Origin of the sequence: Microbacterium sp., from assembly GCF_003248605.1 — a bacterium.
In the GTDB taxonomy this organism is placed as follows: Bacteria; Actinomycetota; Actinomycetes; order Actinomycetales; family Microbacteriaceae; genus Microbacterium.
The window spans coordinates 1-8,452 of sequence record NZ_QFPF01000107.1 but is presented as its reverse complement, the minus strand read 5'-3'; the positions used below and the strand labels follow the sequence as shown (position 1 = coordinate 8,452).

Sequence of the window (8,452 nt, the reverse complement as noted above, 5' to 3'; positions counted from 1 at the left end):
CGTCGCCGCGCGCGGCTTCTCCATTGCCATCTCCGCAGTGAGCAGATCAGCGGCCAGCTGCGCGTACGCCCAGTCGGACGGTTCGTAGAAAACGGTCTGCCCGGAGTGCTTGAGGGCGCGGAACCAGCGCTTCGCCGCCGGATGCCACGACCGATCCTCGGCCGGGGGCTTCACCGCCCCGGAGCCAGCGGCCCGCAGTGGGGTCGGTCCGTCGTCCTTGTTGCGGCGGCGCCGCTGGTCGGAGCGCTTCGGGATAGGTCCTGGCATGGGGCACCTCCTCGACGGTCATTACGCCGCGGCGGCCGCCCTCCTTCGGGCAGTGCCTCGGCGCTGGGGAATGTGGCCAGCTGCGTGCTGGCGGTGGATTTCGGCGATGGCCGGCGACAGTGCGACGAGCACACCTTGTCGGTGGACGTTGCCGGTGACGCGGATGAATCGGGACTTGGAGTAATACTCGGCGCGGCCGAGGTTGCGGCCCGGTCCCTCGGGAAGTAGGCCGAAGATGTGCAGGCCCCGGCCGCTGACCGAGCGTTCGACGAAGGCGTCGGGCACCGTTGCGAGGATCGCCCGGGCCCACGGCTCTACCCGGCCGTCGGCGCCCACGCAGCCGTCGAGGTCGATGCAGGCGAAGCCCGCGCCGAGCATGAAGCCGTTCGGCCCTTCTGCGACGTCGGCGCGCGGGCCCCACGTCGACGGGTCAGTCGAGGACGCTGCGCGGCCGTCAGCGGTCATCGGGCGCTTGCCATCGGCGGCCACCCACCGGCCGGCGGCGACCATCTCAGGGGGCAGCTGGCGGCGCTTGCGGGCCCGGTATCCGGCCTGGCGGCACGGCGAGGAGCAGTACTTCGGCGGCCGCCCGGCGCGCTGGATCGGCAGGGCCTCTCCGCAGGTCTCGCATGTGCTCCTCATGCTTTCCATCATACTCGTGATTCGTTACGAAAGGAACCCCTGACCTGCATGAATGATCTTCAGTGGGGCCTGTTCCACACAGGCCCCGCAGAGGCGTCAGAAGCGACCGAAACGGGTTCAACGTTGCCGCAGGTCACGGCATCGCGTCAGCGGCCCGCACAGGCTGGAATACGTACTGACCTGCAAAAACTTCTAACCCGTACCGTTTTCGAGAGCCAATGCCCTCCGCCCCGGCCTGGGATCGGGGCGAGGGTCCTCCCCCACCCCTCAGCCGGCGCGAAGTCCGGGGTGGCGCGGGGTCGGTCGGCGGGTGCGGCGCCGACGGGCGCGGGTGGCTTCGGCCTGGGTCTTGATCTTGTGGCAGGCCGGGCAGACTGCCTGCCCATTGGACATCTCGTCGTCGCCGCCTTCGCAGACCGGAATGATGTGGTCGGCGTCGGTGGCCGCGCCGGTGCAGCCGCGGTAGGCCAGCTGGCACTGGTGCCGGTCCCGGAGGAGGATCGCCAGTCGGACGGCCTCCGGGAATCCGCGCGACCGGGGACCGCGAGAGTTGGATTGCCAGCCAGCCATCGACACTCCTCTCGCTGTGGTCATGCCGATGACCTGCTGTTTAATGACGAACGTCGCGTGACCGTTTCTGGGTTCACGCGACGATTAAGCGCAGCGTAGCACACGAGGTGGAAACCGCAGGTCGGAGTGCCGCACCGTGTCGTGTCTCTCTTCGGTTTCCGGAGCCTCTGAAGCCTGGCCGCAGCGCCACGCATTCCTGCCTTGTTCGGCCACCGCGCAACGTCTGGCTGGCCACGCCGTGCGTGACTGATCACGCCAGCTACTGCCAGGTGTGTGGCCAGCCGTCGGCCACGGCATGAGCGGACGGCACCGTCGGTCATGACGTCTCCTCATCGAGCTGCAGTCGCCAGCGCCGCGCGTAGTCGAGTACCTCGGCCAGCGAGTAGAGATACGTGCCGTCTTCCTGCAGGTGTGCGACCACGTGACCTTCGCGGGCCCACTTTCGGATGGTCGTGCGACTCACCGGCTCGCCGAGCAGTCGCGCGGCTTCCTCGACCTGACGCGACGATCCGAACGCAAAGCCCGCGCGTTCCCAGCGGACGCCGAACGTCCCATCCTCGTTCGTCCCCTGTGCTCGCCCGGGAGCCCACGGGAGGCGGCCACCTGATGGGGAGGGGGACTCATCGAGAGGGGGGTGGGGGCCTATCGTACGGGGAGGGGGTGGAGTCTCGACGGGCGGGGGCGGGTCCACCAGATCAGCCACCCGCCGGGCCACACGGGCCACCTCAAGCGCACGCTCCCGCGCCCACGGCTGGGCCGCGATCACGAGCACATGCCGGTGCAACCACGACGCCACGACCGCGAGCTCGTTGGACCCCGGCGACCCAACCTCGGCGCGGCCAACCGTCATCACCAGACGCGTGGCCAGCTTCGCCAGCACCTGGCCCGCGTCGAGCTTCACCTCCAGGACGTGAACCACGACCGGCGGTCGCGAACCACCTCGCTTCGCCGGCCGCCCCGCATTCGTCCCGGACGCAGGCGTCGACGGCACCAACATGTCCTCGAGCCGCGGCCCCAGGACCTCCAGCGTGTGGAGATCCCTACCCAGCAGGTCCTGCTCAACTTCGGTCAGATAGAACTCCATGCTTCCTTCGCTTCCAGTGATTCAGGTGGGTGGGTGTACAGGTCTCCCCGACCCGGCCCGTCCCGACCCGACCCGACCCGGTGCCTAGGCTTTTGCCCCTCCCCCGCCTAGACGGGAAAAGGTTGTTTTGGCATAACGGTTCGGGGCGGAGTTGGGTACGCGAACATCAGCGCGTGACCATGTCGCGCGCTTGATGTCCGGCAGGCTCGCTTCGCTTTTGAGGAGCCGGGCTGCGGGGTTACCGGCGGCGCCGGGATCGGCGACGTCGGCGGGAGTGCTTGTTGCCACCCCGGCCGCTGGGCGAAGACTCAGCGGTGGCGGGGCGGGGTTCACCGGGCGGCTGGTTGCCGGCGGGAGCGCGAAGCACTGGGGTCGAAGGGGCTGGGGTTTCAGCCTTGCTGGCGGGGAGGCTGCGGGCGGGGTCGCCCTTGTCCTTGTTGGCGCTCGACTCTCGCGCGGGCGGCGCGGAGGATCGCGGACCCCACCCTGGCTGGCTGTCAGAGGGGTCCATAGGACTGGTCGGATGGTCAGTGGTGGCCGTACGCCGGCTGGCTGCCGGTTCGGCGGGGGCCGTGCGCCGGGCGGTGCCCGGTTCGGCGGGGGCCTCGACCGAACTCTTCGGAGTTTCCAAAGGGTTCGGGATGCCCATCTGCTTGGCGACGCGGGCCGTAATCGACGGCCACGTCGCCAGCTTCTCGAGAATCCAATCGTCGTACACCGGAGAGTCCGGCGGATCCATCAACGGCAACTGCCGATCCGGGTCCGGGACCTCACCACGGGCGATGTTCGCCCCGCGGGAAGCGACGACGTAGTTGTCCGGCGTCGTCTCCTCATCCGGTGCGCGGTGGTCGAAGGTGCCACCGTCGTCGGAATTCGTGGACTTGAAATTGACAGGCTCACCGGTATACCGGCAGGCCGCGCCATCGCGCAGCAACACCGGCACCACCAGCGCGCCGCGGTTACGGTCGCGCTTGCGCTTGGCGCCCATGAGCTTGTCGGACCGCTTGATGATGTGGAACAGGCCCTGCTCATCCTCGATGAGCTTGTAGAGCTTCTCCTCCTCAGTCGAGCAGTCGATAAGCAGGCCGACGTCGACCATGACGTCGACCAGCGGACGGGCCCGGCCCATCCCCAAAATCTTGATGGCCACGCCCCACGGGATCACGTAGTCGGACCAGGTCTGCGCCGACCACTGGGCTAGCGAGAACACGGCGCCCTTGACCTCGGTTTCGAGGCGGGCATCTCCCGACTCCGCTGCAACCTCCGCGAGCTTCATGAAGCACCGATGCGAGTTCGCCGTATCCGACCACTTCACCCACGCCATCAGGCATCACTCCCGGAACGGGGCTGCCCGACGTGGAATCGGTCTGCAAGCGGCGGCATAGTGGTCTCCATCTGCTGGTCGTGGCGCGGTGGCTGGCGGGGGCGGGGGCTTAGGGGTCGCGGCAGTTGCCGTGGACGCGGTGCACGGTCATGCGGCTCCCCTTTCGCGTGCGTCGGGGCGGGTCAGGCGCGGAAAACGTTCGAGCGTGCCGTGTTGGCGGTGGCGGTCATAGCAGGCGGCGCACAGTCCGCGGCCCGCGTGTTTGGCCATGAGCGTCCCGTCGGGGCGAAGCCGATCGATGTTCGGGGTGCCCCGCTTGACGATGGCAGTGCCACAATCTGCGCAGGCGCGGATCTCCGGCACGCGGTCGCGGAGTCGGCGCCATTGGCGGCCGGCGACGACCCCGTCGACACGGGCGCCGCGGGTCTCGCAGTCAAGCAAGTACTGCTTGCACGCGGCGAGCGCGGGACACGCCCGACAGGTGAGGACGGCGAGACGGTGGCGTGCGGCGACGTGTTTGTGTGGCTCACCTTCGGCCCGGCTGTCGAACAGGGCGGGGTTGCGTGAGCAGAGTGGGGGTTCGTGGTGGTCGGTGCGGTCATCGTCGTCTTCGGTCATTGTTCCTCCGTCAGAGATTCATCATTGATGGTCGGGGGATCATCAGAGTCGATGGCCACGATGAGTGCATGCATCGTCTTCTTCAGCGCGATGTTCTCAGCCTTCTTCACCCTCACCAGGTGCTCCAGGTCGGCGGCGCGTTTGCGTTGTGCTGTGTAGCGGTCGCGCCAGGTGTCCCACTTGTCGGGGAGGTCGGCATCGGCGGCGAGCATCCCGGCGTGGTACAGGGCCCGGGCGAGGCTGATCTCGTGGCCGCACAGGTCGCGGGTGGAGAAGGTGGCCCATTCCTGGGCGATGATGGCGGCGGCCCGGTCGACGGGGTGGGTCATGGTGTCCTTTCTAGGTGCCGGTGGAGCCGAACCCTGCTGCCCCACGGTCGGTGGTGGTGAGTGGCTGGGCCACGGGGGCCAGGTGTGTGAAGGGGACGATCACCAACTGGGCGATGCGGTCGCCTGCCCGTACCTGGTAGGGGGCGGGGTCGGTGTTGTACAGCACGATCTTGAGCTCGCCTCGGTAGCCGGCGTCGATGATCCCGGGGACGGTGAGGGTGGTGATGCCGTGCCGGGCGGCGAGGCCGGAGCGGGGGCACAGCAGGCCGACGTGTCCGGTGGGGATGGATACGGCGGTGCCGAGTCGGACGGTGCGGCGTTGGCCGCTGGGGATTACCAGGGTTTCGGCGGCGGTGAGGTCGAGTCCGGCGTCATCGGCGTGGGCGCGGGTGGGCGGGGTTCCCTGGAACGGCAGGGTCATTCGGTGGCCTCCAGTGCTTGTCGTGCGGCGCGGGCGGCTGCGAGTGCGCGTAGGGCCTCCGCCTCAAGTTCGTCCGGGTGCATCCAGGGGGAAATCGGGGAGTGGATCAGCGGTGGGCGTTCATCCCGTAGAATGAAACGGTCGCAGGGGTGCCAGGTGAGCGAGGTGTTGTAGTCGCCTTCTCCCCAGTAGGGCAGCCCGTCTGCGTCGTTCCCGTCCGGCTCGGGCAGGTCGGGCATCAGCAGCCCGTCGTCTGCGAGCGCTTCGGCGATGATTTGGGCGGTGTGGTCGCTCATTTTCATGGGGTGACCGTCGGTGGTGTGCGCCCCACGTGTGGCGAGACTGATGATTTCGGCGGCGCGGTCAACAGGGTTGGTCATGCTTCCTCCCATTCGCCGACGGGTCGGCGCATGATTCGGGTGTACGGGCGGACCTTCGCCAAGAGCTGATCCCTCCGACGTTGCGCGGCGGCTAGCGTCTCGTATCCCTCGTCCATCAGGGTGATGTTTCCGTCCCGGTCGAGGTATGCAATGGCGTATTCGGTGTGCATTCCGGCGAGTGTGGCGAGCATCGAAGGGACGGCCGCTTTCGCGGCCATGTTGGCTGCGCCTTCCCTGCTGGTCACATCCACGGGGATGCATACGGCGGCGGTGGGGTCTCCGCTGTGCCCCGTCCCGGTGGTGATGTGGCGGAGGTGCGGGTGTCCCTTGACCTCTTGGAGTCGCCACGGGCCGGGTGTGGTGCCGTCGAGTAGGGCGCGTGCCTGGTCGGGGGTCACTGGTCGGCCTCCTTTCCGATGCGGCGCACCGTCCACGGGCCCCATTTGGTGCCCGTGCCCTGCGAAGGCACGTAGCCGATACCGCCCCATTCGCCGGTGTCGGCCTTGGTGACCTCGAAAGCGCCGCCGTCGCGGTCTACCAGGATGCTGCCTGCCGGGAGTGCGGCGAGTCGGGGGTCGTCGGCGGATTCGATCACGTCGCCGACCTTCACCGGGGTCACTTCCTCGGGCTTCTGGTCTCCGGGCCATTCCATGCGGGGGAGGCCAGGGCGGGGGGTTACTTTCGCGTGGTCGACGAACCAGGTCTCTCCCTTGCTGTCCAGGACATACCCGCAGTCTTGGTCGGTACGGACGAGCACGCCTTCGCGGAGCCTGGGCATATCATGAACCTCGGCCTGCATCCATTGGCACGCTGCACGCTCTTCCTCGGTCATGTCCGCCAGCGTCGGGCGCGGCGGGGCGGGGAGCAGGTCTTTCAGGGCGTCGAGGATCATCCCGCCCCGGTGGCTCGCACCATCGCGGTAGGCAGCGATGATGTCCCGCACGGCGTCGGCGGGAATGGTCTGGTCAGTCATGGTGGGCTCCTAGTAGTCCTTGCTCGGCGACGGCGGGCACGACGTCGCGTGCGTGTGGTGCACGGTCGCCGTCGTCGTGGTCGTGGTGGCGGTGATCGTCTCGGTGACCGTCGCCGTGGTCGACGCCGGCGGCGGCCCTGTCGTGGCGTCGGGGCCGGCAAGCGTCATCCACATCAGGCACGCGGCGACGATGCCGGCCCCACACGCGGCGGCGACGACAGCGGCAACGCCTGCAAAGCGGATCTTCGGCTCCGTCATCGCGCGAACACCCCCAACTCGGCCAGGCGGACTTGCTCCGCCTCATCCAGAGCTGCACGCAGCTGCTCGATCGTGGCCCCCGGCTGCAGCTCAGCAAGAACCGCAGCCGCAGGCGACTGCCGCACGCCCGGCGCCATCCGCAGATGCATCAGGTCACACGCCGAGCAGCGTCCCGCCGACGTTGCGCGGGCAATGACCTCCGCGATAGCGGGGACATCGCCGTACCCGATGATGGGAAGCTGCATCACCAACCAGGTCGCATCCTCTTCTGACGCGCCGGCGGCGACGAGCATCGCCCACGGCGTCAGCGTCACTTTCTGGGGCATCACGCGACACCCCCACGCACCGCGGTGGTCACCGTCTCCAGCGGCGACACCTGCTGGCAGACAATGCGGGCGACCAGTGGATCTTCTTCGAGCACTGCCGTCAGCTGATCGCAGGCTTCCCACCGCGTCGAATACCAGCAGCCGGTGTCGAACTCCTCCGTGCCGCTGGGGATGTAGCGAAGGGCGTACTGGGTCTTCATCGAAGCGATGAACGTCAGCGACTGACGCAGCAGCTCGTGGGTCTCGTCGTTGCTCATGCCCTGCCACGTATCCATGCGGGCAAGGGCGTCCTTTGCTTCCTGCGGATTCACGACACACCTCCGATCGGGCGGGCGGCGACGGTGCGCACGCCTGCCACGTCCTTGTTCGTTTTCGTCATTTCCTCGTCCTCTCTTCCGCCCTCCACCGGCACCAGCTCCAACTGGCCCGGGACCTCCTCTGGCGGCTGCTTGCCCCGCTGGGTGATCCAGTGGTGCACCTGCACTCGCCTCACCGGCGGGAGGTTGTCCCACCAGGCGTCGGCGTTGGCTTCGTCCTGCCTCATTCGCGTCCCCCCAGACCTCGTCTCCGGCTGCCCCGCTTAGCCATCTCGATGCGAATCCGCTCAGCCGGGTCTTTCCTGCGCTGGATGCGGTCGCGGATCGCCGGCGGCATCCCGACGCCTCCCCGCGGGTGTTTGGCGGGACACGACACCACGTGCGGTTTGAACAGCAACTCGCCTGCCGCGCGTCGCTCTGCGGCATCGTGTGGGCCCAGCGTCTCCGCCCGGCCGCCTACCAGCCGGACCACGCCGGCCGGGTCGCACGACGCATCGAGTGCGATGCGCTTGCCGGCGGTGGTGTCGCGCCACATGATCGGGTCGCCGCAGTCGCGGCAGTACGCCTCATCCGGGCCGCGGGGCGCCATCACCGCCACCTCCTCGGCAGCAGCAGACCGACGGTCTCCCGGACGGCGATCCACGCGCACACGCGCACCGTCGGGCGGCGCAGAGCCACTCCCCTGCGGATGCCGGCCGAGGAGGTCATGCGCCCACCACCAACGCCAGCATCACGGTGGTCCACAGCAGCGCAACCACCACGATTGCGACGAGGATCGTGCCATCGACGTGACCGCTCCTCCGGAAGGCGGCGCGGCACTGCTTGCGGCGCCGTGGTCGCTGCCGCGGCCCATACGTGCGCGGGACCCGGTCCGCGTAGAGAAGTCGTGCGGTCGAACACCACGTCGGGGTGACGGGGCCGTCCTCGGCACGGCGAACGGGCT

17 protein-coding genes are annotated in these 8,452 nt (G+C 68.5%); all 17 read right to left on the bottom strand.

Going from position 1 to position 8,452, the window contains the following annotated elements; translation table 11 throughout:
- A partial coding sequence (locus tag DI573_RS12435; protein ID WP_292814744.1) for a hypothetical protein occupies positions 1–267 on the bottom strand: 267 nt, incomplete at its 3' end.
- Positions 268–288: 21 nt separating this feature from the next.
- Complete coding sequence (locus DI573_RS12430; RefSeq protein ID WP_292814741.1) at positions 289–909, bottom strand: hypothetical protein; 621 nt, start codon at positions 907–909, stop codon at positions 289–291.
- A 267-nt stretch (positions 910–1,176) separates the two neighbouring features.
- Positions 1,177–1,479, bottom strand: a complete 303-nt coding sequence (locus DI573_RS12425; protein ID WP_292814738.1) for an HNH endonuclease signature motif containing protein — start codon at positions 1,477–1,479, stop codon at positions 1,177–1,179.
- A 316-nt stretch (positions 1,480–1,795) separates the two neighbouring features.
- The gene (locus tag DI573_RS12420) at positions 1,796–2,563 is read right to left on the bottom strand and encodes a helix-turn-helix domain-containing protein (RefSeq protein ID WP_292814735.1); all 768 of its coding nucleotides are present in this window, start codon (positions 2,561–2,563) and stop codon (positions 1,796–1,798) included.
- Positions 2,564–2,801: 238 nt separating this feature from the next.
- Entirely contained in the window at positions 2,802–3,839 is a 1,038-nt protein-coding gene (locus DI573_RS12415; protein ID WP_292814732.1) for a hypothetical protein, read from the bottom strand.
- A 195-nt stretch (positions 3,840–4,034) separates the two neighbouring features.
- Positions 4,035–4,505 (bottom strand): hypothetical protein, encoded by a 471-nt coding sequence (locus DI573_RS12410; RefSeq protein ID WP_292814729.1) that lies wholly within the window; start codon positions 4,503–4,505, stop codon positions 4,035–4,037.
- Positions 4,502–4,834, bottom strand: a complete 333-nt coding sequence (locus tag DI573_RS12405) for a hypothetical protein (RefSeq protein ID WP_292814727.1) — start codon at positions 4,832–4,834, stop codon at positions 4,502–4,504. The genes DI573_RS12410 and DI573_RS12405 overlap by 4 nt, the downstream gene beginning before the upstream one ends.
- Before the next feature lie 10 nt (positions 4,835–4,844).
- Positions 4,845–5,255 (bottom strand): dUTP diphosphatase, encoded by a 411-nt coding sequence (gene dut / locus DI573_RS12400; RefSeq protein WP_292814724.1) that lies wholly within the window; start codon positions 5,253–5,255, stop codon positions 4,845–4,847.
- On the bottom strand, positions 5,252–5,635 hold the full coding sequence (locus tag DI573_RS12395; protein WP_292814722.1) for a hypothetical protein: 384 nt from the start codon (positions 5,633–5,635) through the stop codon (positions 5,252–5,254). The genes dut and DI573_RS12395 overlap by 4 nt, the downstream gene beginning before the upstream one ends.
- Complete coding sequence (locus tag DI573_RS12390) at positions 5,632–6,033, bottom strand: hypothetical protein (protein ID WP_292814719.1); 402 nt, start codon at positions 6,031–6,033, stop codon at positions 5,632–5,634. Before DI573_RS12390 ends, DI573_RS12395 begins: the two co-directional genes overlap by 4 nt.
- Entirely contained in the window at positions 6,030–6,608 is a 579-nt protein-coding gene (locus tag DI573_RS12385) for a hypothetical protein (protein WP_292814716.1), read from the bottom strand. The genes DI573_RS12390 and DI573_RS12385 overlap by 4 nt, the downstream gene beginning before the upstream one ends.
- Before the next feature lie 9 nt (positions 6,609–6,617).
- Positions 6,618–6,866 carry a hypothetical protein gene (locus tag DI573_RS12380; protein WP_292814713.1) on the bottom strand — a complete coding sequence of 83 codons (249 nt, stop codon included), beginning with the start codon at positions 6,864–6,866 and terminating at the stop codon, positions 6,618–6,620.
- On the bottom strand, positions 6,863–7,192 hold the full coding sequence (locus DI573_RS12375) for a hypothetical protein (RefSeq protein ID WP_292814710.1): 330 nt from the start codon (positions 7,190–7,192) through the stop codon (positions 6,863–6,865). Before DI573_RS12375 ends, DI573_RS12380 begins: the two co-directional genes overlap by 4 nt.
- Positions 7,192–7,503: a hypothetical protein gene (locus DI573_RS12370; protein ID WP_292814708.1), complete on the bottom strand. Its 312-nt coding sequence runs from the start codon at positions 7,501–7,503 to the stop codon at positions 7,192–7,194. Before DI573_RS12370 ends, DI573_RS12375 begins: the two co-directional genes overlap by 1 nt.
- Complete coding sequence (locus tag DI573_RS12365; RefSeq protein ID WP_224369952.1) at positions 7,500–7,736, bottom strand: hypothetical protein; 237 nt, start codon at positions 7,734–7,736, stop codon at positions 7,500–7,502. Before DI573_RS12365 ends, DI573_RS12370 begins: the two co-directional genes overlap by 4 nt.
- On the bottom strand, positions 7,733–8,101 hold the full coding sequence (locus DI573_RS12360) for a hypothetical protein (RefSeq protein WP_292814700.1): 369 nt from the start codon (positions 8,099–8,101) through the stop codon (positions 7,733–7,735). The genes DI573_RS12365 and DI573_RS12360 overlap by 4 nt, the downstream gene beginning before the upstream one ends.
- Before the next feature lie 112 nt (positions 8,102–8,213).
- Positions 8,214–8,452: hypothetical protein (locus DI573_RS12355; RefSeq protein WP_292814698.1), on the bottom strand; the 239-nt coding region annotated here is incomplete at its 5' end.

Coding starts and splice junctions, on each gene's coding strand:
- DI573_RS12430 (WP_292814741.1), bottom strand. CDS start 909: ATGAGGAGCACATGCGAGACCTGCGGAGAGGCCCTGCCGATCCAGCGC.
- DI573_RS12425 (WP_292814738.1), bottom strand. CDS start 1,479: ATGGCTGGCTGGCAATCCAACTCTCGCGGTCCCCGGTCGCGCGGATTC.
- DI573_RS12420 (WP_292814735.1), bottom strand. CDS start 2,563: ATGGAGTTCTATCTGACCGAAGTTGAGCAGGACCTGCTGGGTAGGGAT.
- DI573_RS12415 (WP_292814732.1), bottom strand. CDS start 3,839: ATGAAGCTCGCGGAGGTTGCAGCGGAGTCGGGAGATGCCCGCCTCGAA.
- DI573_RS12410 (WP_292814729.1), bottom strand. CDS start 4,505: ATGACCGAAGACGACGATGACCGCACCGACCACCACGAACCCCCACTC.
- DI573_RS12405 (WP_292814727.1), bottom strand. CDS start 4,834: ATGACCCACCCCGTCGACCGGGCCGCCGCCATCATCGCCCAGGAATGG.
- dut (WP_292814724.1), bottom strand. CDS start 5,255: ATGACCCTGCCGTTCCAGGGAACCCCGCCCACCCGCGCCCACGCCGAT.
- DI573_RS12395 (WP_292814722.1), bottom strand. CDS start 5,635: ATGACCAACCCTGTTGACCGCGCCGCCGAAATCATCAGTCTCGCCACA.
- DI573_RS12385 (WP_292814716.1), bottom strand. CDS start 6,608: ATGACTGACCAGACCATTCCCGCCGACGCCGTGCGGGACATCATCGCT.
- DI573_RS12380 (WP_292814713.1), bottom strand. CDS start 6,866: ATGACGGAGCCGAAGATCCGCTTTGCAGGCGTTGCCGCTGTCGTCGCC.
- DI573_RS12375 (WP_292814710.1), bottom strand. CDS start 7,192: ATGCCCCAGAAAGTGACGCTGACGCCGTGGGCGATGCTCGTCGCCGCC.
- DI573_RS12365 (WP_224369952.1), bottom strand. CDS start 7,736: ATGAGGCAGGACGAAGCCAACGCCGACGCCTGGTGGGACAACCTCCCG.